General features: G+C 61.0%; 16 protein-coding genes, 1 tRNA gene and 2 rRNA genes (1 of these 19 only partly in view). 5 read left to right on the forward strand and 14 right to left on the reverse strand.

Translation table 11 applies throughout. From position 1 onward, the window contains the following. Nucleotides 1–64: 64 nt before the first annotated feature. Both ACVJNE_RS04310 and ACVJNE_RS04315 read right to left on the reverse strand, forming a co-directional pair. Nucleotides 65–1,030, reverse strand: coding sequence for an SH3 domain-containing protein (locus ACVJNE_RS04310; protein ID WP_499563321.1), 966 nt, complete (start codon nt 1,028–1,030; stop codon nt 65–67). Nucleotides 1,031–1,075: 45 nt separating this feature from the next. After that, nucleotides 1,076–1,612, reverse strand: a complete 537-nt coding sequence (locus ACVJNE_RS04315) for a hypothetical protein (protein ID WP_499563323.1) — start codon at nt 1,610–1,612, stop codon at nt 1,076–1,078. Between the two features lie 354 nt (nt 1,613–1,966). On the opposite strand from ACVJNE_RS04315, the gene ACVJNE_RS04320 reads away from it, so the two are divergent. From ACVJNE_RS04320 to ACVJNE_RS04330, 3 genes are read left to right on the forward strand one after another with little or no spacing between them, the layout of a single operon-like run. Further along, nucleotides 1,967–3,124, forward strand: coding sequence for an acyl-CoA dehydrogenase family protein (locus tag ACVJNE_RS04320; protein WP_499563325.1), 1,158 nt, complete (start codon nt 1,967–1,969; stop codon nt 3,122–3,124). Then, nucleotides 3,124–4,008, forward strand: a complete 885-nt coding sequence (locus tag ACVJNE_RS04325; RefSeq protein WP_499563327.1) for an HTD2 family dehydratase — start codon at nt 3,124–3,126, stop codon at nt 4,006–4,008. Before ACVJNE_RS04320 ends, ACVJNE_RS04325 begins: the two co-directional genes overlap by 1 nt. Then, entirely contained in the window at nt 4,005–5,135 is a 1,131-nt protein-coding gene (locus ACVJNE_RS04330) for a CaiB/BaiF CoA transferase family protein (protein WP_499563329.1), read from the forward strand. Before ACVJNE_RS04325 ends, ACVJNE_RS04330 begins: the two co-directional genes overlap by 4 nt. A gap of 67 nt (nt 5,136–5,202) precedes the next feature. On the opposite strand, the gene ACVJNE_RS04335 is transcribed toward ACVJNE_RS04330, so the two are convergent. The 9 genes from ACVJNE_RS04335 to ACVJNE_RS04375 form a co-directional block, all read right to left on the reverse strand. Continuing rightward, complete coding sequence (locus tag ACVJNE_RS04335) at nt 5,203–7,185, reverse strand: di-heme-cytochrome C peroxidase (RefSeq protein WP_499563331.1); 1,983 nt, start codon at nt 7,183–7,185, stop codon at nt 5,203–5,205. Next, nucleotides 7,157–8,338 carry a trypsin-like serine peptidase gene (locus ACVJNE_RS04340; RefSeq protein WP_499563333.1) on the reverse strand — a complete coding sequence of 394 codons (1,182 nt, stop codon included), beginning with the start codon at nt 8,336–8,338 and terminating at the stop codon, nt 7,157–7,159. Before ACVJNE_RS04340 ends, ACVJNE_RS04335 begins: the two co-directional genes overlap by 29 nt. Nucleotides 8,339–8,350: 12 nt before the next feature. Then, complete coding sequence (locus tag ACVJNE_RS04345; RefSeq protein WP_499563335.1) at nt 8,351–10,504, reverse strand: S8 family peptidase; 2,154 nt, start codon at nt 10,502–10,504, stop codon at nt 8,351–8,353. A 22-nt stretch (nt 10,505–10,526) separates the two neighbouring features. Then, complete coding sequence (locus ACVJNE_RS04350; RefSeq protein ID WP_499563337.1) at nt 10,527–11,738, reverse strand: helix-turn-helix transcriptional regulator; 1,212 nt, start codon at nt 11,736–11,738, stop codon at nt 10,527–10,529. Between the two features lie 247 nt (nt 11,739–11,985). Beyond that, the gene (locus tag ACVJNE_RS04355; protein ID WP_499563339.1) at nt 11,986–13,170 is read right to left on the reverse strand and encodes a trans-sulfuration enzyme family protein; all 1,185 of its coding nucleotides are present in this window, start codon (nt 13,168–13,170) and stop codon (nt 11,986–11,988) included. A 136-nt stretch (nt 13,171–13,306) separates the two neighbouring features. Then, nucleotides 13,307–14,104, reverse strand: a complete 798-nt coding sequence (locus ACVJNE_RS04360; protein WP_499563341.1) for an amino acid ABC transporter ATP-binding protein — start codon at nt 14,102–14,104, stop codon at nt 13,307–13,309. After that, entirely contained in the window at nt 14,101–15,033 is a 933-nt protein-coding gene (locus ACVJNE_RS04365) for an amino acid ABC transporter permease (RefSeq protein WP_444725985.1), read from the reverse strand. Before ACVJNE_RS04365 ends, ACVJNE_RS04360 begins: the two co-directional genes overlap by 4 nt. A gap of 34 nt (nt 15,034–15,067) precedes the next feature. Continuing rightward, complete coding sequence (locus tag ACVJNE_RS04370; protein ID WP_499563343.1) at nt 15,068–15,916, reverse strand: ABC transporter substrate-binding protein; 849 nt, start codon at nt 15,914–15,916, stop codon at nt 15,068–15,070. Between the two features lie 27 nt (nt 15,917–15,943). Then, the gene (locus tag ACVJNE_RS04375; protein ID WP_499563345.1) at nt 15,944–16,954 is read right to left on the reverse strand and encodes an isopenicillin N synthase family dioxygenase; all 1,011 of its coding nucleotides are present in this window, start codon (nt 16,952–16,954) and stop codon (nt 15,944–15,946) included. Between the two features lie 102 nt (nt 16,955–17,056). Between ACVJNE_RS04375 and ACVJNE_RS04380 the strand changes: the two genes are divergently transcribed. Together ACVJNE_RS04380 and ACVJNE_RS04385 are read left to right on the forward strand one after the other, a co-directional pair. Beyond that, the gene (locus ACVJNE_RS04380) at nt 17,057–18,001 is read left to right on the forward strand and encodes a nucleoside hydrolase (protein WP_499563347.1); all 945 of its coding nucleotides are present in this window, start codon (nt 17,057–17,059) and stop codon (nt 17,999–18,001) included. Between the two features lie 81 nt (nt 18,002–18,082). Continuing rightward, complete coding sequence (locus tag ACVJNE_RS04385) at nt 18,083–18,727, forward strand: TetR/AcrR family transcriptional regulator (protein ID WP_499563348.1); 645 nt, start codon at nt 18,083–18,085, stop codon at nt 18,725–18,727. A 401-nt stretch (nt 18,728–19,128) separates the two neighbouring features. Here the strand turns inward: ACVJNE_RS04385 and ACVJNE_RS04390 are convergent. From ACVJNE_RS04390 to ACVJNE_RS04400, 3 genes are all read right to left on the reverse strand, one after another. After that, nucleotides 19,129–19,205, reverse strand: a tRNA-Met gene (locus ACVJNE_RS04390). A gap of 128 nt (nt 19,206–19,333) precedes the next feature. Next, nucleotides 19,334–19,448 (reverse strand): 5S ribosomal RNA (gene rrf, locus ACVJNE_RS04395). Between the two features lie 72 nt (nt 19,449–19,520). Continuing rightward, nucleotides 19,521–21,236, reverse strand: a 23S ribosomal RNA gene (locus ACVJNE_RS04400) (it continues 1,084 nt past the right edge of the window).

Here is a 21,236-nt window from a genome sequence, read left to right on the forward strand (position 1 = left end):
GGCCGCAGTATTCGATACGAGGTTGAGGTAGGCGCCGTTCGCGGCGGCAACACACGCTTATATATCAGCCGCCGTAGACGACGGCCTCCGGTATCTCGTAGCGTTCCGAACCATCGATGCGGATGAGGTAAAGGTCGGAAATCTTCTCGAACGAGATCTGCATTCCCGCACCGGTGGTCTCAGGCCTGCCATCGACAAACTCGACATAGCGTTCGCCACCTGCTGGCAGCTCGATCCACACTGCCGCGTTGCCGTTGCCTCCGCGCGTGACGCGGAAAGCGCAGTTCGTGGTTGGTTGCCCGGCCAAGGGTGAGCAGGGAATCTGTCCAGTGGCTTGAGAATTGATACCATTGTTCGGCTCAGCGCCTGCTTCCACGAGGTAGCGGCCGCTCACCCAACCGGTCAGCGCCTGCCCCGAAGCGGCTTCAATCCGGCACCAGCGGGCTGTTCCAGCCATCTCGCAGCCGAGATTGCGGACACGGTCGCCATTGGCCAGCGCACCCACGACACGGTTTGATGTGCCCGCCCCCGAACGCACGTTCAGTGTGTCGCCGGCGGGAACACCCCTGACCTGCCAGAAGTCCGGACCTCCAGCCAGCCCGTCAGCGTAGTCGGGTGAAGGTGAAGTGGCCTTTCCGCCGGTAATGGCGACGGAGAGCGTATAGTCTGCCGTCTCGTCACGCCGCGCCGCGTTGCGCATCAGGTAGACGCGGATACGATAATCGGCGTCGTCGGGGAGAACGCCGGTATAGTCGTTGCCTTCCGTGGATCCGACATAGATTGCCGTGGGATCGCTTCCCTGCAGAAGGTTGAAGTAGCTCGACAGGTTCGACGTCTTCAGCGAAATCTCGATCGTCTGACCCGCCCGCGCATCAATCAGATAGTCGACGATCTCGTAGCCGCGGATCGATCCCCTGATATCGGCCCCAGATCGTCCGGGCAGGAACGACACACGTTCTTCGCGGACATCTTGCGCAATTGCAGGTAGCGAAAAGAGCATCGCCGCCACCAGGATGAGAAGGTTGGACATGGTTCTCACGGGAATACTCCACTTCGCCTGTAGCGGCGGTGATATTTATCTGCCGCAATCGCTTCGACTGGCTGCGTCAACGCTCTGATAGCGTCCATCGCCCGTCACGACCTGCGCACACACACCGGTGCCCGCATTCCACCAGTAGGCAGTCAAACCGGCCGTGCGGGCCAGCGTGTAGCCGCGCGCCATGAGCTGCATCTCGCCACTAGAGCCACGCGCACCGACGAGGTCGGCGATATCTGTCGGCCCGCCAACCACAGCAGCCGTTGTTGATGCCCCACACTCCGAAGCGCTCACGCTGCGAATACTCTGGTAGCGCCCCTGCCCTGTAACAACGGCGGCACATGTGCCGCTGCCGGCGTTCCACCAGTATGCGGTCAGACCGGCAGTCCGCGCCAGAGTGTAGCCACGCGCCATAAGCTGCGTCTCGCCCCCGGCCGCACGCGCATCGACAAGATCGGCGATATCCGAAGGCACGCCCTGAGCGGACGAAACGATGGGCGAATTCATCGGTTGAGGGTCGGTCTGACATCCCGCTATCGCAAGCGTGACAGCGGAAAGAATGAGGATTTTCTTCATAATACTTCCTCCGTTTCCCCCACCTCAACACTTTACCTTGAATGGTCGAAAACAGCAAAGATGACTTCATCAGATTTTTAGGTTGCGTCACGAAGTCGGCCTTGGTCGGATCGAAAACGCGAGTGCCGAAAGGGAAGGTGCCGGGCAATCACCAGGCGCGGCGGCGCTCTTTGCAGTGTTCTCGCGAGAGGCAGGTATTCCAGCACAGCAAATCCGTGCAAGATATGGCTTCTCTATTATGTCAGCACATGCAATCCCTATTGGCCGATATGCCGGAGCCAATCTAACATCGCCAGCGAAATCGCGGCCGCTCGCGAATGCAGCGCGGGCGGTGGCACGAGGACAAACAGTCAAATGAACATCCCCACCGATTACCGCGAGGTCCGCGAGGAAGTCGCCAAGCTCTGCGCCGAATTTCCCGGTGAATACTGGCAGAAGCTCGATCGCGAGCACGCCTATCCGAGTGAGTTCGTCCAGGCGCTCACGCAGGCGGGTTATCTCGCCGCGCTGATCCCGGAGGAATATGGCGGTGCGGGGCTGCCACTGTCTGGAGCAGCCGCGATCCTGGAGGAAATTCAGCGGGCCGGCGGCAATGGCGGCGCTTGCCATGCGCAGATGTATATCATGGGTGCGATCCTGCGGCACGGCTCGGAAGAGCAGAAGCGGGAATACCTGCCACGCATCGCCAGCGGCGAACTGCGCCTGCAGGCCTTCGGCGTCACCGAACCGACCAGCGGCACCGACACCACGTCACTACGCACGACGGCGCGGCGCGAAGGCGACGAATATGTCATCAATGGCCAGAAGATCTGGACGTCCCGCGCGGAACATTCCGACCTCATGCTGCTTCTGGCCAGGACGACGCCGCGCGACCAGGTCGCCAAGAAGACCGACGGGCTTTCGGTGTTCATCCTCGACATGAACGAGGCGAAGACAGCAGGCCTGACGATCCGTCCCATCCGCACAATGATGAACCACGCCACCACCGAGGTTTTCTTCGAGAATGTGCGCGTGCCTGCCCGCAACCTCGTCGGCGAGGAAGGCAAGGGGTTCCGCTATATCCTGTCGGGCATGAACGCGGAGCGCATCCTGATCGGCGCCGAGTGCATCGGCGATGCCAAGTGGTTCATCGACAAGGCCCGAGGTTATGCCTGCGACCGCGCCGTCTTTGGCCGGCCGATCGGCCAGAACCAGGGCATTCAGTTCCCGATTGCAAGGGCACACGCCCAGATGCGCGCCGCCGAGCTGATGGTGTATCACGCAGCTCACCTCTACGAGGCCGGCGAACAATGCGGCGAGGAAGCCAACATCGCCAAGATGCTCGCCGCCGAGGCGTCCTGGGCGGCCGCCGAAGCATGCGTGCAGACCTATGGCGGCTTCGGCTTCGCGGAGGAATACGACGTGGAGCGCAAGTTCCGCGAAACGCGCCTCTATCAGGTAGCGCCGATCTCGACCAATCTGATCCTGAGTTACATTGCCGAGCATGTCCTCGGCATGCCACGGTCGTATTGATGAGCACCGAAGACATCGACATCGAACATCTGCGCGGCTGGATCGGCAGGGAGCGGACGCTCGAAGACACAATCACGCCGCGTCTCGCCGCCAGTCTCGCCACCATCCTCGACGAAAGGGTGGATTTCACCAACGGCGCTCTGGCGCCCATCGGCATCCACTGGTGCCTATGCCCCGACATCGCGCCGATGTCGGGGCTGGGTCCGGATGGCCATCCCGCGCGCGGTGACTTCCTGCCGCCGGTTCCCTTTCCCCGCCGCATGTGGGCGGGCGGCGAGCTTCGGTTTAGCAGCGCGTTCCGCGTAGGCGACCGCGTGACGCGCATCTCGCGCATCGACGACGTGTCGGTGAAGCACGGACGCTCCGGCTCGCTCTGTTTCGTGCAGGTCTCGCACCGATACGAAACGCCGCGCGGCCTCGCATTGAGCGAGCGCCACGACATCGTCTATCGCCAGGTGGAAAGCGCGCCAGGTGCATCGAAGGCGCCCGCACCGCAGACGCGAGAGGCCGCCCGCCGCATCAGCGTCACGGCCGATCCGGTGCTGTTGATGCGCTACTCGGCTGCGACCTTCAACGGCCACCGCATCCACTACGATCGCGACTATTGCGCAAACGTGGAAGGCTACCCGGGATTGATCGTGCACGGCCCGTTGCAGGCGACCCTGCTTCTCAAACTGGCAAGGCAGGAGAATGGCGGCGCCTATCCCGCCAGCTTCGCCTTCCGGGGCGTTTCACCGCTCTTCGACGGCCAATCCTTCACCGTCAACACCGGCCGCGGCTCCCCGCTCGAGCTGTGGGTCGCGGATGCTTCGAGCCGGACCACCATGACGGCGACCGCGACGCTTTCGTCCGATGCCGGCGAACTGCCAACGGTGCCAGCATGACCGCTCTGGAAGGTAAGCTCGTCATTACAATCGAACAGGCGGTGGCAGCCCCCTTCTGTACGTCGCGGTTGGCCGACGCGGGCGCCCGCGTCATCAAGGTCGAGCGCCCCGAAGGCGATTTCGCACGCGGCTACGACAACGCCGCCAACGGTTTGTCGAGCTATTTCGTCTGGCTCAATCGTGGCAAGGAATCGGTGGTCCTCGACCTCAAGGACGCTGGCGATCGTGAGCTGCTCCTGCGCATGATCGAGCGGGCCGACGTAATCGTCCAGAACCTGAAGCCCGGCTCCCTCGATCGCATGGGACTGGGTCCACAAGCGCTGCTCGCGCGAAACCCGGGGCTGGTCTGCTGCTCGATCAGTGGCTACGGCGACACAGGTCTCTATTCCGGACGCAAGGCCTACGACCTTCTCATCCAGGCCGACAGCGGTCTGTGCAGCATCACCGGCGGGCCGGAATCAGCGGCGCGCGTGGGTATCTCTCTGGTCGACATCGCGACCGGCGCAACCGCTCATGCCGCGATCCTGGAGGCCCTGCTTCAGCGCGATCGTACCGGCAGGGGGGCGGACATCCGAATTTCGATGTTCGACGTCATCGCCGATTGGCTTGCGGTGCCGTTCCTGCACGCACGCGCTGGCACACCACCGCGGCGCATCGGGCTGGCCCATCCATCGATATCGCCCTACGGCGTATTCAGCACCCGCGACGGGCGAGAAGTCCTAGTCTCGATCCAGAACGACCGCGAATGGGCGATCTTCGCGCGCGACGTGCTTGCGCGCCCGGACATCGCCGCTGATCCGGACTTTTCCACCAACAATGCACGGGTCCAGAATCGCGCGGCGGTTGATGCGGCGGTGGCCAAGCGCTTCGCTGCACTGGATCACGATGAGGCGGTCAGATTGCTCGTCGAGACGGACACTGCCTTTGCCGACGTCAACGGCATCGGCGATCTCCTGACCCACCCACACCTGACCCAGACGGACATCGACACTGAAACCGGGCCGCAGACGATACCCGCACCTGCGGTAGTCAGAGACGGCGAACGCCATGCCGGGCATCGCGTGCCGGGGCTTGGCGCCGACAGCGCCGCGATCCGCGAGGAGTTCGCACCCGCCAACGACCGGTGACCCACGGTCGCCGGGCGCGGGCTCCGTTTGACCATCGCAAGCTGCGGAAGCGCGTTCGGCAGGCGTGTCAGAGCGTCTTCAGATACTCCACCAGTTCCCAGCGTTGCTCGTCGCTCAGAGCGCCTGTGCCGTATTCGTGACCGGAATTGTAGTTGCCGGGAATCGGCGCACCGGCGCTGTCGTAGACCCTGAATTCGAAGCTCTTGACCACCTCGCCATCGCTGCGCACGAGCAGCTCGGCCGGTTGTGTCGAGAAGCCCACCTTGGTCGGATCGAAGACGCGGCTGCCGACATGGAAGGATGCGGGGCGATTACCAGGCCCTGGTGCAGCAAGCGTCTCGCCGGCGGGCACGACGACCCGCAGCGGCGACGGCAGCAGCAGGTCATAGAGCGTTGGCACCGAGCCGTTGTGCAGATAGGGCGCAGTAGCCCAGATGCCGTTGAGCGGCCGTGCCTTGTAGGCGAGGATGCTCTCGTCTCCCGGCAGGCCGGCGTCCTGTGAAGTCAGACAGGCCTGCGCAATCTCCTTCTTTACGGGATCGGTCACGCCGGGAAGATAGTCGAAGTCAGCGCCCGATTCACGGGATTCCGGGGATCCGCCACGGCGGAAAATGTCGTCGAACAGGCTTCCGACCAGCTCGTCGGAGCGTCCGATCACGGCGCCCACGGCAGCGTTCGTGAGCATGTCGCGAGTGAAATCTTCAGTCTCAATCCTGTCGCCCGTCACCACGAACGGGCGCCGGCCCTGATATTTCCCGGCATTCGACCAGTGAAGGAACGTGTTGCAAGCCAGGAAGATGTCGGTTCGGCCTTCCCGAATCGGCTGCATCGGCACCTTGATGGGAGTGGCCAGGTCGTCCCAGGCGAGATCGGAGTGGCACTTGGCGCACTCGCTCTCGAAATGTGCGCGGCCGCGCTCCGCGCTATCCCAGTCGATCGGCGGCAGCACGTCCTCGGGCCAGCGCGGCGACTTCAGCCGGGCAAGCTGCTGTTCCAAATCCACCATCTTCTCGACACGGAGGCTGGATTTGTAGCCAAGCAGTGTCGTCATCCAGCGGGGGCTGATCTCGATGTGGGCGAAGACGCCGATAACTTCGGAGGTATTCCGCACCAGCGCGCCGATGTCCGTGTTCTTGCCGAAAAGCGGAATGTTCAGGATGTTGCGCGCGATCCCGTTCCACTGGATCTTGTCCTGCTGCGCGGTGTTCCAGATGTGCGGATAGCTTGCCGGCGCATCTGAGGCGAGCGGTCCCGACATGGGTGCACCGCCACCCACGGCGGCCACCTTGTTGAGGATATGACCCTGTGCATCGAGGCGGCCGTAACCATAGCGCAGGTCGGTATGGTTGGCATCGATCAACCGTGTCTGCCAGGCGATCTGTTCGACGAGTTGGGCGCGCAGCGCGACGCGTGTCGGCACGCTGAGCTCGGCACCGAGCACGGAGCGCGCGAAGCGGTCGAACTTGGCCTCGTCCGCCGCGGTGGATTCGAGCGCGGCCAGGATACGCTCCAGAAAGCTCTGGAAATCGGCAAGCGTCGGCGCACCTTCGATGCGGATGCGCGAGCCGTCATACTCTATGTCGTTGGTATGGCATGCCGAACACGTCATTCCGAGCCATGGCTTGCGCATCAGGAAACCGTTGCAGGTTTCTGGGAACGTTTCGCACATGATGTCTGCGCGGTTCGAATTCTCCTCGTCGACCACGAAGCCGATCGGCAGGCCGTGCGGGTTGGCGGCGCTCGTCTGCGCAGGCAGGTAACCCAGCGCTCGCATGTTCTCGTCGGCGAAGAACGGACTTTCCCGCCCCGCCTCCTCCAGTGCCAGCGCCCAGCTCAGAGGAAGCAACCGTGAGCCCTGGCTGGTTCTGTACCACTTTGTGCGATCGCGCTCGCTCCAGCCTTGATCCAGACAGACGAGACCGGCGGCGCAGGTTTCTTGTGCCTGCGCCGCCATTTCGATCTTGCCGCCACCAAGCCCACCCGCCAGAAAGGCGACGGCAAAGATCGTCAGCCCCCGCCAGTTATTGATCCACTGCCTGCTGCCCGTCATTTGCCTGCTCCCCCGCATTGACGACATGGTCTGCCAGAAACTCGTTGATCAGCCCGACGCGAACCGCCCGGTTCGATCCGTTGTAGCGGCCCACGATCGACCGCCCCCAATGATGAAGACCCGCAACCTCGCCGGCGGCGTTGAAAACCGGAGAACCCGACGAACCGCCCAGCGTGTCGCACAAATGGGCAAAGTCGGTCTGGCCCGAGCGGCCGGGCGAAACCGCCTCGAACACAGCGCAACCCACTTCCGAAATCTGCTTGGCCTCGCCCAACGGATGCTGCAGGACAAAAAGCTGCTGGTCCGCAAGCACATCCTCGTCGGCGAGTGCCAGCGTGCCCCAGCGCAGGCCCGGCTTCTCCGCGATCCTCAGCACCGCAATATCCAGCGGAACGTCGACGGCTAGCACCGATTGGCAGTCATACTGCTCGAGACCGGGCGTCTGGCCGATATTGTTGTAGACGAAGCCGAATATGACCTTGGTGGCCAGGCATGTCGGCTGATCCGCCACGCAGTGCTCGTTGGTCACCAGCATGTCGTCGCCGATGAGGAACCCCGAACAGACCTCGCGAATTTGCCGCCCGCCTTCGGTCTTGATCATCGAGAGTTTCGCCACCGCACCCTGCACGCGGTCGACAACCGGCAGGAACTGTCCTTCGTACCGATAGAGGTGCTCGCGCTCGTCCTCGCCGATGATCGATTCCAGCACCGGCCCACGCTTGTCGAAGCTCACGGCGTCGATGGTGAAGGCGAGCGTGCCGCCCCGATTGCCATAGACCGAAACGCCCAGCGACTGGCCCCATCCGATATTCGTCCAGATCGCGTCGACACCGGACAGTGTCTCATTTGTCAGCTTCTGGACGACCTCACCGTTGCGGTTGACGATCTCGATCTCGAAATACTCGTCCGGATCAAAACTGATGTCGGAAAAATGAAGCTGCATGAGCGCGGCGCCCGCGCGCAGGAAGGATTGCGCCCACTGTGCGGGGCCGGTGGTGCCGCCGCCGCTCTCGTCCGGAGGCGGCGGGAAGGATGCGGCAATCTGTTCCACGACACCCTCTGTATGCGGAACTGAAAGCGGCGGCGGCTCCTCTTGCGCCAACGCTGGGCCGAGCGTGGCGAAGGTGAAACAGATGGCGACGAGCAGGCGCATTCGTCTTCTTCCTCAGCGCGAGGCCAACATCAGGTCGTGGACATCGGCAAGCTTGAACCTAGCGACGGCATCCGCCTCCTGGTCCCCGCAGTTTTCCAGCGTTGCGGGCAGGAACCGGAATTCCCGCTGCAGATGATCCGGTTCGATCTGGTAAGCACGCCGCAGGAACTCATGTCTGCGCACATGCATCATCAGGTGCCAGTCCTCGCGCTCGTTGTAGAACACGCGCCGCAGGTCCGGCTCGCTCAGATAAAAATGGCCACCCGATTCGACGTCTGCAGCGACAATGTCGCCAACGGTGACGAAGCCCCTGAACTCGCCGCGCATCTTGCAGCCGTTGTTCAGTTCGAGGAAGTCGACGTCGAAATCCATCGCCCGCCGCATATCGATCATCGTTGCCTTCGAGGCCTCCAGCAGCTTGCTGTCGAGAACCGCCGTCGTCATGATCCGTTGATAGATATCCTCGATGCCAGTCTTTCCGCGCCGGATCAGGTGGCCAATTGCGGCCGACACCAGAGGTGCAGCCTGGGAGGTTCCGGAAAGGGGACCAATCATTCCCCCGTCCACCGACGAGACCAGATTTGCGCCGATAGCGCCGATATCGTGGTAGCGGGAGCCGTAGTTGCTGTCCTTCAGAATCTTGAGCTTGTTGTTGTCGTCCAGGTCGAGGCCGATCACTGAAATGACGTTGCTGCTCTCGATGCATGCTGGGCTGACGCTGCATCCGCTCGTCTCATCGTGATTGCCGGCGGCCGCGACGAAGATCGTGTTGGGCAGCCTCACGATCGCATCCTCGATCGGCCTGCTGTCAGCCTTGTTCCAGGCAATGCTCATGTTGACGACCTTGACGTCCCACCACGGTAGGAGCTGCACAACCTCTTCCAGCGCCTCCATGCCGATCTGGTTTGCCTGCGAGAGGCCGATGGGGACGTGGTATATGGTGATCGGTGGTTCGCCGGCGGCAGCGGGCGTCTGGATGTTGCCGCCGAGGGTCAACAGGTCGACAAGCAACCCGAGCGTATGGGTGCCATGGCTCTTCTCGACAAGAGGCGTGCTGTTGAGCAAACCGCAAGCCGGACCGGCGTCAGTCGCACCACCGGCAGCGGCAACAATTTGCGCCGGCCGTTCAACGTCTTCGAGTTCCTGCGTTTCGAAGTTCCAGCGCTTGAGCGCCACGCCCTGGCCGAATGAGCAGTGCGTCAACTCAGCTGCGGCATCTATATGCGCGACCTTCACGGGCGATAGGTTTTCGCCTTCCCGCCACGGCCGGCTCGGCTTGCCGTTCTCGTCCACGAACCCCATCGGTCTGAACCGCTTGGCGTTCGTCTCGAAAAACGATTGCAGCCTCAGTTTCTGGTCAACAAGTACGTTATTCGACAGATCCTGGATAACGCGCGAGAACTCACCTTTCGACGCCGCTCCGGTGCCTACCCTTGCTTCCACGACCGGGACCGCAACCATTTTCACCGGGGATTCGCTCGCGCCCAGCTCCTTCAACGCGGATGGGCTTGCTACCTTGGCAAACCGCTCCACGTCCACGTTGCTGTCGTAGACATACTGGTAGATCGCAGGCGCTTCCTGGGTCCAGCCTCCCGAGATTTCGTTGTCCTTGCAGAGCTCATGCTGCGGGCCAGCGCGCCGGCACCACAGAGCGGAAAGATCGGACGTCTCGACGACTTCGACATCGGACCGCCCAGCTGTCAGTTCGGCCGTGTTCCGGACACCGACCTTGTAGGACAGCTCAAGCGAAACGTCCGGCAGGTTGAGCGTGCGTCCTGGCCAGGCGCGCGTCCAGTCGCTGCCACCCTTGCGATCTGACCGGCAGATATCAGGATTGAGATCGCACAGCATCGCGTCGACGCTGAGCGGCATCCTGTTTTTCAACCAGTGCGGCCACACACCGTTGCGGATCATCACATCGGTCGGCGTTTCGCCCTTTTCGATGCTCACCTGTTTGGTCGTCAACGCGCCGTTGGTCTGCAACGTCACATAAAGATCGCCGAGTTCGGTCTGAACATCGTCGCGGTTGAGTACTTCCGAGCGCCACAGGAATTTTTCAGGGCCGTCTTGGGTAAAGACCGCGTCCTGGGCACCGGCGCTGCCAGCCGGCGCAACCGCCATGGCGGCGAAACACATCCATTTATGCAGCTTGCTGAACCTAGCCATATCAGGCCCTCCGATCCGAAGCCTATTTCGTGTGCACTTGCTCCTCATCACCCGTATGGGGGACGGTCTGGTCGACAAACATCCGCGGATTGAATTCCGTCGCAAGCCGGATCAGTTGCGTCCGGTTCTGCGACATCGTCTTGGCCAGCACCGTCTTGACCTGGCTGCTGACAGTCTCCAGCGAGCGGTCGCGCCGCTCGGATATCTGCGCGTTGGTCAGTCCTTCGGCCAACATCGACAGGATCGCTTCCTCCGACTTCGTCAGCGAAAACGCCTGCGCCAGGAAGCTGGTATCGATGTTGTAGGTCTGGCTTGTATCCAGGCTGAAAAGGGCGAACCCGCTGAAAGCCCTCTCGCCCAGCATATCCGGCATGAACAGCGGGGTGACTTCCAGGCACAGCGCCATGCCTTCCTGCTCAAGCGGATGCAGGATGGCCTCCTTGCGCGGTCGGGCCCCGAACTTGCCGTGATTGCCCGCACTTGCGAATAGGTTGCTTAGTTCCAGTCGAACGCTCTCGTTGCGGGCCACCAGACGCTTCGTGTGATCGACCCGGAAAGCGCCGACGTCGTCGAGTTGCCGCTCGAACTCCTTGTTGGCCATCACCACCTCGCCCGAAGCAGTGACGATGCAGATGCCGATCCTCAAGAGATCGAAGACGTCGAGTATGGCGTGGCGCGCCGTGAACTGCCGGCTCGTATGGCGCCCGACATTGAGTGCCTTGGCTATATGCGGCATCACCGCGTGAAGTGCACGCAGTCGATCGCCGCTTGGCGGGCCGGCGCGTTGGGAAAACTGCACCGCGAAGCGATCCGAATAATAGTGGTCCTTGTTCAAAAGCGCGCCGGCGCGGTGGTGGATCCCGTAGCTCGCCATGGTCTGCGCATTGGCGTGCTGCATCAGTTCCTGCCGCGAGGGGGCAAGAACTGTGTCGGGCACGAGTTCCACCTGGTCTCCACTCCGCGAAAACGCCGCAAACGTAGCCTGATCGCGCAACTCTTCTTCATTGTGCGCCTTCAGATAGGCTTCGATGAGCGGGCGTTCATAATTCGTGGTGTGATAGGTGGCGCCAACACGTGGCCCTTCGCGCGGTGACGTGTCGATATCGAATATGAATGCGCCGCGGGCATCTGCAAGCTTGGCTATGCGATCCAGCACCTCCGGCCAGCGGTCTGGCTCGACGGCAGCATCGTAGATTGACAGTATTACGCGATCGACACCCTGATTGTCTTGCATGGCGCTCCCAATCAGCAAGCGACAACTTTAGCAAACACGCTAATTCATGCAAAGAGATGCGATCCACATCGCATATCCGACAATCTCCATTTGTTATATCCCTAACCCGTTGGAAGTATCCCCATGCTTCTTCTGCAGTAGGTTAGCGGATTTTATGAAATATTTTCACTATCGCGCCGAGGAACGGCCTATGCTCGGCAAGATGGGCTACAAGGCCAACATAGCCCTTCCCAGCCCACACCCGCGCCTACTCCAGGGCTTGGGCGACATCGGCGATGATGTCGTCGATATGTTCGATGCCGACCGAGAAGCGGATCAGTCCATCGACGATTCCCATCGCCTCGCGTTCCTGCGAAGGAATGTCGAGGAAAGCCATGGTGCCGGGGAGCTGCGTGGTGGTGCGCAAGCCGCCTAGGCTTGCGGCGAAACAGCATAGCTGCAGCCGCTTCAACACGTGGACGCCATAGTCTTCGTTCTCCACCTGGAAAGAGAGCATGGCGCCGAAGTTGCGAAGTTGCGCCTTGGCGTTCTCGTGATTGGGGTGTGATTCAAGACCCGGATAGAAGACCCGCTTCACCTTGGGGTGGGTTTCCAGATAGCGTGCCAGCGCTGCTGCGTTGACGCATTGCTTTTCCACTCGCAGCGCGAGCGTCTGCGCGCCGCGGAGCAGAAGCCAGGCGTTGAAGGGCGACAACGCACCGCCCAGCTTGTTCAGCGTGTTCCATCGGACATCTTCCAGCCAGTCTGCGGGCAGCAGATCCGATCGCTGGGTGATCACGCCGCCAACCGCATCGTTGTGCCCGCCGATGAACTTGGTGGCGCTTTCGACAACCACGTCGACGCCGAACGCGTGAGGCTGGCAGACTGCTGGGCTTGCGAAGGTGTTGTCGCACATAACCACGATGCCGCGCTGATGCGCCAGCTCGACGAGCGCCTTCATCGGCGGCACCTTCATGGTTGGGTTCGCCAGCGCCTCGAAATAGAGCACCTTCGTTCGGTCGTTGAAGGCGCGTTCGACCTGGACCGGATCCGTCGTATCCACGAAGCTGACGGTGATGCCGAAATCCCCGATGCGGTGATCGAAGAACTCGTGGGTGCTGGAATAGGTGGTGATGTCGGTGACGATGTGGTCGCCCGCCTTCAGGATGCCGAACAGCGCGTGGGATATGGCTGCCATGCCCGAGGCTGTTGCGAGGCAACCGTCAGCACCGGTGAGGCGCGCAACATGCTCCTCGAACTTGTATTCGGTGGGATTTCCGCAGCGGCTGTAGATATTTACTTCCTTGCGGGCACCGGCCACGATCTGGTCGTAGATGTCGCCGCCGTACTGGAAATTGGCCGACATATAGATCGGATAGCTGATCGACTGGGACTCGGGTTCCGGCTCGTAGAAGACCGCCTGGCTGGCGAAGTCGAGCTTTTTGGACGACATGACATGCTCCTTCTGGAGCGCGGCAGGAGCTACAGATCAGCTCGCCACGCCTTGAATGCTGGTTTCCGTGCACGCCGCGGCACGAGGATGTGTTCGGACTCGGTCGGCGCGCTAACTCGTGTTGCGTCGGCAAAGGTCACAGCACGCGCGAAAGAAATTCCGCCGTGCGAGGCGATTTGGGATTGGCGATCATCTCGCGCGGATCGCCACGCTCGACCACGACACCTTCGTCCATGAAAAGCAGCTGGTCGCCCACCTCGCGCGCGAAGCCGATCTCGTGCGTGACGACGACCATCGTCATGCCTGTCTGGGCCAAATCCCGCATGACCTGCAGCACTTCGCCAACCAGTTCGGGATCGAGAGCCGATGTCGGCTCGTCGAAGAGCAGGACCTTTGGCTTCATCGCCATGGCGCGCGCGATCGCCACGCGCTGCTGCTGCCCGCCGGACAATTCGCGAGGATAGCTATTGATCTTGTCGACGAGCCCGACGCGCTCGAGCAGTCTCACCGCATCCTGGCGAGCTCCGGCGGTCGGCGTTCGGCGCACGCGCATCGGCGCCTCGACGATGTTTTCCAGAACGGTCATGTGCGAGAACAGATTGAAATTCTGGAACAGCATGCCGATCTCGGCGCGCTGCTTGCACAGATCGACATCCTTCAACTCATAGAGCTTGTCCTGGCGAAGTTCGTAGCCAACGAATTCGCCGTCGACCAGCAGGATGCCGCCGGTCAGCTTTTCAAGATGGTTGATGCAACGCAGGAACGTGCTTTTCCCCGATCCCGACGGGCCGATGATGCAGGCCACGGTCCCGGTGGGCACGACGATGTCGACGCCTTTGAGCACTTCGAGCGGGCCGAAGGACTTTCGAACGCTGCGCGCGAAAACCATGGCGTCTTCCGGCGCGCCGAAACGGCTGCGGGGATCTATCGTCATGATGTCGCTCCGCGTAGCCCGATGGCATTTCGCAGGATCCTGCCGACCGAGAAACCTGTTCCGTCGCTGCGCCCGAAATGGCTTTCGAGCATGTATTGCCCGACCGACATGATGCTGACGACCGTCAGGTACCAGAACGCGACGACGATCAGCAGCGGGATGGTCTCGAACGTGCGCGCGTAGATGGCTTGCGCCGAATAGAACAGGTCGTCGACCGCGATGAACGTGACCAGCGACGTCATCTTGAGCAAATTGATGGCTTCGTTGCCTGTTGGCGGCACGACGAACCGCATGGCCTGCGGCAGGACGATGCGCTTGAGGATCATGCGGTAGGGCATGCCCAGCGCGCTCGCCGCCTCTGACTGGCCGGGCGGCACGGACTTGATGCCTGCGCGGATGATCTCGGCCATATAGCCGGCTTCGCATAAAGCCAATGCCACGACCGCCGAGAAGAACGGCGTCATGAAATCGTTCGTGCGGATGGAGAAGACGGTGCCGACAAACGGCAGGGTGAGAGAAAACTCGCGCACCAGCAGCGCGAGGTTGAACCAGAAAATCAGCTGGATCAGCGCCGGAACGCCGCGGAAGAACCAGACATAGGCGCTCGCGAAAGCCCGCAGGATGGGGCTGCGCGACACGCGCATTATCGCAATGATCGTTCCGACTACGATCGCCAGGGCCATGATGATGACCGTGAGGATCAGGGTATTGCCAAGCCCGCGCATGATCTGGGGGTGAAACAGGTAACGCCCGGCCGTATCCCAGGCGAACGCCGGATTCTGGACGAATGCCTGAACGATGAAGAACGCCACCAGCAAGGTGACGGCCGTGCCTATCCAGATGCCGTACTGCCGCCTTGGGACGACTATGAGATCGTCAGCCGCCGGGGCGGCTGACGAGTTGGCATCCGGATGTCTCGACGTATCCATGCTCTCTCCCTGAGGATGGCGGCGCGGCCAGGGCTCAGTCGCTGCGAAGCTGCGACATGTCGTTGACGAAATACGGTTCCTTGATCGCGTAGGCGCCCATTCCGTATTTGTCGAGAATGGCCTGGTAGCTGCCGTTCTTGAACATCTCCGAGAGCGCGCCGACCATCATGTCGGCGGTTTCCTTGTCGTCCTTGGCAATCGCCATGCCCAGCGGCGCCACTTCGTAAAGCGTCGGCAGGACGACGAGCTGGCCGTTGCTGGTCACCTCGAAGTAGCTCGATGCAGTGGCATCGTCGAGCCGGGCGTCGATGCGGTCGGACAGGACTGCCTGGACCATGTCGGTGGAGTTGTTGAACACGGATTTCTCGAGGGCTGGCTGCCCCTTGTCGGTGCACTCCTTGCTGAGCGTGTCAGCGAGAAAGTCCGAGCCGCTGCCGACCGAAACGCCGATGCGCTTGCCGCAAAGTGGCGTATCGCCGGTAAAGCTGGCCCTTTTTTCGGGGCTGGTGGACGCGGCGATGCCTGCCTTGAGGAACATGACGAAATCGACCTGCTGGAGGCGCTCGGGGTTCGCCGAGAATGTTTCCCACGCGATGCTGAAGCGGCCAGCGGCGATGCCCGGGATCATGGACGGGAACGGTGTGCGCTGGATATCGAGCTCGACGCCCATCGTCTTGGCAGTCTGCTCGGCCATTTCAACGATGATGCCGGCCTGCTTGCCGTCCGCATCCAGATATTCGAACGGCGCATAGTCCAGCGTGTTCGCAATGATAAGCGTTCCGCTTTCCTTGACTTCAGACGACGGGGTGACCTGGGCGAAAGCCGAGGAGGCAACCGTTGCTGCCAGCGCGAAGAGTGCTGATCCCAATGCGTATTTCTTCATGTTCTCCTCCAGTGTTGTTCTGTCGCTTCAGGCCGCGCCTTCAGCGGCAAGCTTCTTGCGGTAGTGATAGTTCTTGTCGATGCGTTCCATCAGGTATTCGCCATACTCTATGGGCGCATATCTCGGCTGTTCGCCCGCGGGCACGCAAACGGGCAGCGCCTCGATCATCGCTTCCATCGACGGGTCGAAGAAGAAGGGCTGCGAATATCGTTCGCGGCCCGAACGGTTGATGACGCGATGCGGCGTGGAGACGAAAACGTCGTTCGACCAGCGCGCAAGGATGTCGCCGACATTCATCACGAACGAGTTCGGAATGGGCGGCGCCGGCACCCAGTCGCCGTTCTTGTTCTTTACCTCCAGGCCGCCGACGTCGTCCTGGGCCAGCAGGGTGATGAAGCCGTAGTCGGTATGCGGCGCTGATCCGAACAGGCCTTCCTCTGCGGGCTGTGTCGGATAGTGCAGCAGGCGCAGGAACGTGGTGGGCTCGTCGAAATGGCGGTCGAGACTGTGGGCCGGCAGGCCGAGCGCCGTCGAGATCGCACCGACCATCTTGCGCGACAGAACGGTCATCTCATCGACATAACGCTCGATGGTCTGGCGGAAGTCCGGCAGCTTCGTCTCGTCCGGCCACTGGTTCGGGCCCTGCAGAGGCCTTCCCGCCTGGGCGCGAGGATCGTCTGCATCGACTTCGTGCATGAAGAAGATCGACTCGCTCTGGTTGGGCTTGCTGATCGTGGCAACCGAGGAGGTGACGATGGTCGATCCGGCGAACGGCAGGTATCCACGGAAATTCTTGTCGATCTTGAGCGCCAGCTTCTCCTCTTCAGGCAGGGCGAAGAACGCCCGGCTGGCTTCGCGTACGGCCTCGATATCCGCCTGGGCGATGGGGTGGCCGACGACATAGAGAAACCCGATGTTCTCGAGATAGCCACGCAGCGTGTTCGCCACCGCGTCGATGGCGTCCTGATCGTCGCCATAGAGCGCCGAAACATCAAGGACGGGGATATTGGAGAAATCGCCACGGGCGTTGGCGTTCATGTCTGTCTCCTACCTTGAACATAAAATACAGTACTGTATTTCTACACATCGAAAACCGCTCGGCAAGACCCCTTGTCGGCACTGTGGAGGAAAGAGGTTCGCATGCCACCTCGCAAGATCATCATCGATACCGATCCCGGTCAGGATGACGCGTTCGCAATCCTGTTCGCGCTCGGGTCTCCTGCGGAACTGGAGGTGGTCGGCATAACGACCGTCGGTGGCAACGTGCCGCTGCCGCTGACGACGCTCAATGCGCTGAAGGTCATCGAGCTGGCCGGGCGACCAGACATACCGGTTTATGCCGGTTGCCCTGCGCCGATGGTGCGGAAGCTCGTCACGGCTGAGTATGTCCATGGAGAAACCGGCCTGGACGGTGCGGATCTGCCGGAGCCGCGGATTGCCGCGCAGCCCGAGCATGCCGTCAATTTTCTTGTTCGGACGATCATGGACGCGCCGGAAAAGGAGCTGACCGTATGCACGCTCGGGCCGATGACCAATCTGGCCATGGCCATGGCGATGGAACCGCGCATCGTTCCTCGCTTGCGCGAAGTGGTGCTGATGGGCGGCGGCTTCTTCGAGGGCGGGAATGCGACACCTGCGGCAGAGTTCAACATCTTTGTCGACCCGCATGCCGCGCATAAGGTCTTTCATTCCGGCGTGCCGGTGACCATGGCCTCCATCGATTGCACCTACTCGGCACAGATGACGCCCCAGTGGCTCGACAGGTTGCGCGCTACGGGCAAGCGCGCCGCGATCGAAGCGGCGAACCTCGCGGACTTTTTCCGGCAGTATGGCTCACACAAATTCCCGAGCGACGCGCGCCCAATACACGACGCGTGCGTGACCGGCTATTTGCTGGCGCCGGAAATCTACGAGCAACGAGACTGTCACGTGACCGTCGATATCGTGTCACCGGAGACGATCGGCATGACCGTCGTCGACTGGTGGCACGTCACTGGCCGCCCCAAAAATTGCAAAGTGCTTCGGCGTATCGACCCGCCACCCTTTTTCGAGTTGATGCTGGAGCGCATCGCAGCTCTGGACTGATCGTTCCGGGATGACTTGGTCGCCGAGTTTCTTTAAGCCTCCGGCAAATCGGCTGAGTATCGCTCGGCTGCAAGATTCGCGTTGAGGGAGACGCAGGCGCTTTTGAAGACCGACCCGCAAACGACCAGAAGACGCCCATCGCAAGCGCGCCGGCAAACGCTGACCCGGGACGCCTGGGTTGCCGCGGCGCGCAAGGTTCTGGAGAAGCGCGGCATCGCCGAGGTTAAGATCGATCGCCTGGCGCAACGCTTCAAGGTGACGCGCGGCAGTTTCTATTTCCATTTCTCCAGTCTCAAGGATCTTCACGATGCCTTGATCGAGGAATGGCGGCGCAACAATTGCGCGCCTTTCGAGGCCTTGCGCGGTGCCGAGATTGCCGACGGATTCTCGTTCTTCTCCACGATCGTGCATGTCTGGGTGGACGAAAAGCCGTTCAGCCCGCTGCTGGATCTGGCGATACGCGACTGGGCGCGCACCTCGCGCTCGCTCCATGGCGAGGTCTCCGACATGGACGACCTTCGGCTCGAACTGCTGCAACGCTCCTTCGCGGCCATGGGCTACGACGAGGACGAGAGCCTTGTGCGGGCGCGCATTACCTATTTCCACCAGATCGGCCAGTACGCGATTGCCTTCAAGGAAGAGCCGGCCCGGAGGCGCGCATTGCAGCCGCTATTCGGCCAGGTGCTGGTGGGCCCGCTGGTCGTTCATCCCGACGGTGAGGGGTGATCTTTGCGATAGCCGACTACCAGAGCTGCAAGGGGGGCTTGTCCGCTCGCAGCTTTCGGATGCCGCGCCGGTGGTCTGCCACCTCGCGCCATCGTCTCGCGCAGATCGGACCGAATAGTGGTTCACACGTGGTGCTCCCGGATGGCCTACGCCGAAAACGGCGCTGTCGATAGCCCACCTGCACACATCGCCGAAGTGGCCACTCGGAAGCCGCCTTGTCCCCGCCAGCCTTTCTCAACATCGTTCAATGGAGACTGCCGGCCGATTGCCTATCGGAACGCCGAGAAACTTGTCTTCTGAGATCCGTCGTTTTGCCCCTTTTTGGATAAGGCCAAGACGCCAGGCCAAACGCAAAAAGCCCGCCGTGAGGCGGGCGTTTCGACATAAGATCAAAGAGAATTTGGTTGCGGGGGCAGGATTTGAACCTGCGACCTTCAGGTTATGAGCCTGACGAGCTACCGGGCTGCTCCACCCCGCGTCACCATATGCCGTAAGCACTTGCCTACGAAAAATTCCGCTCTGCAAACGAAAGGGGCCGTAGCCGGCCCCAAGGCCACCCGAGTGGCGGCAAACGTAAAGAGAAACTGGCGAACATGCGCTTGGCAGACCTGGCAGCGACCTACTCTCCCGCGTCTTGAGACGAAGTACCATCAGCGCTGGAGCGTTTCACGGCCGAGTTCGGAATGGGATCGGGTGCAGCCGCTCCGCCATAACCACCAGGTCGGCAAAGAGCATGTTCAATTCGAGAAGCTGTGCTTTGTGCTGTCCCATAAAATGGGCATGAGCAATGCGAACAATCAAGCCGATCGAGTTATTAGTACCGGTAAGCTTCACACATTACTGCGCTTCCACACCCGGCCTATCAACGTGGTCGTCTACCACGACTCTCAGGGAATACTCGTTTTCAGGTCGGTTTCCCGCTTAGATGCCTTCAGCGGTTATCCGTTCCGTATATAGCTACCCTGCTATGCGGCTGGCGCCACAACAGGTCCACCAGAGATACGTCCATCCCGGTCCTCTCGTACTAGGGACAGATCCTGTCAATATTCCTACACCCACGGCAGATAGGGACCGAACTGTCTCACGACGTTCTGAACCCAACTCACGTACCGCTTTAAATGGCGAACAGCCATACCCTTGGGACCTGCTCCAGCCCCAGGATGCGATGAGTCGACATCGAGGTGCCAAACAACCCCGTCGATATGGACTCTTGGGGGTCATCAGCCTGTTATCCCCGGCGTACCTTTTATCCGTTGAGCGATGGCCCTTCCACGCGGGACCACCGGATCACTATGACCGACTTTCGTCTCTGCTCGACTTGTCAGTCTCGCAGTCAGGCAGGCTTATGCCATTGCACTCAGCGAACGATTTCCGACCGTTCTGAGCCCACCATCGCGCGCCTCCGTTACTCTTTAGGAGGCGACCGCCCCAGTCAAACTACCCACCATACACTGTCCCGGACCCGGATGACGGGCCGCGGTTAGACATCCATGTAGATAAGGGTGGTATTTCAAGGGTGACTCCACAAAGGCTGGCGCCCCTGCTTCAAAGTCTACCACCTATCCTACACATGCCGACACGAATGCCAGTGTAAAGCTATAGTAAAGGTGCACGGGGTCTTTCCGTCTAACCGCAGGAACCCCGCATCTTCACGGGGAATTCAATTTCACTGAGTCTCTGCTGGAGACAGCGGGGAAGTCGTTACGCCATTCGTGCAGGTCGGAACTTACCCGACAAGGAATTTCGCTACCTTAGGACCGTTATAGTTACGGCCGCCGTTTACCGGGGCTTCGATTCAAAGCTTGCACCTCTCCTCTTAACCTTCCGGCACCGGGCAGGCGTCAGACCCTATACGTCGTCTTGCGACTTCGCAGAGCCCTGTGTTTTTGATAAACAGTCGCTACCCCCTGGTCTGTGCCACCCCCATACGGTTGCCCGCATAAGGGTCACGCTTATCCCGAAGTTACGCGTGCAATTTGCCGAGTTCCTTCAGCAGAGTTCTCTCAAGCGCCTTGGTATTCTCTACCAGTCCACCTGTGTCGGTTTCGGGTACGGTCTATACGCGGGAGCTATTTCCTGGAACCGCTTCACTGCCCAACCAATCCAGTAAGGATGGACAATACACACGATCCGTCACTACCCGCAGGCCCACGAATATTAACGTGGTTCCCATCGACTACGCCTTTCGGCCTCGCCTTAGGGGCCGGCTAACCCTGCTCAGATTAACTTTAAGCAGGAACCCTTGGACTTTCGGCGAGGGGGTCTCTCACCCCCTTTATCGTTACTCATGTCAGCATTCGCACTTCTGATATCTCCACCGGTCCTCACGGATCCGGCTTCGCAGACTTACAGAACGCTCCGCTACCGCTTGCAGCAAGCTGCAAACCCAAAGCTTCGGTGTATGGCTTTAGCCCCGTTACATTTTCGGCGCAAAGACCCTTAATTAGACCAGTGAGCTGTTACGCTTTCTTTAAATGATGGCTGCTTCTAAGCCAACATCCTGGTTGTT

The sequence above is a fragment of the Mesorhizobium sp. DxT genome, from assembly GCF_058448885.1.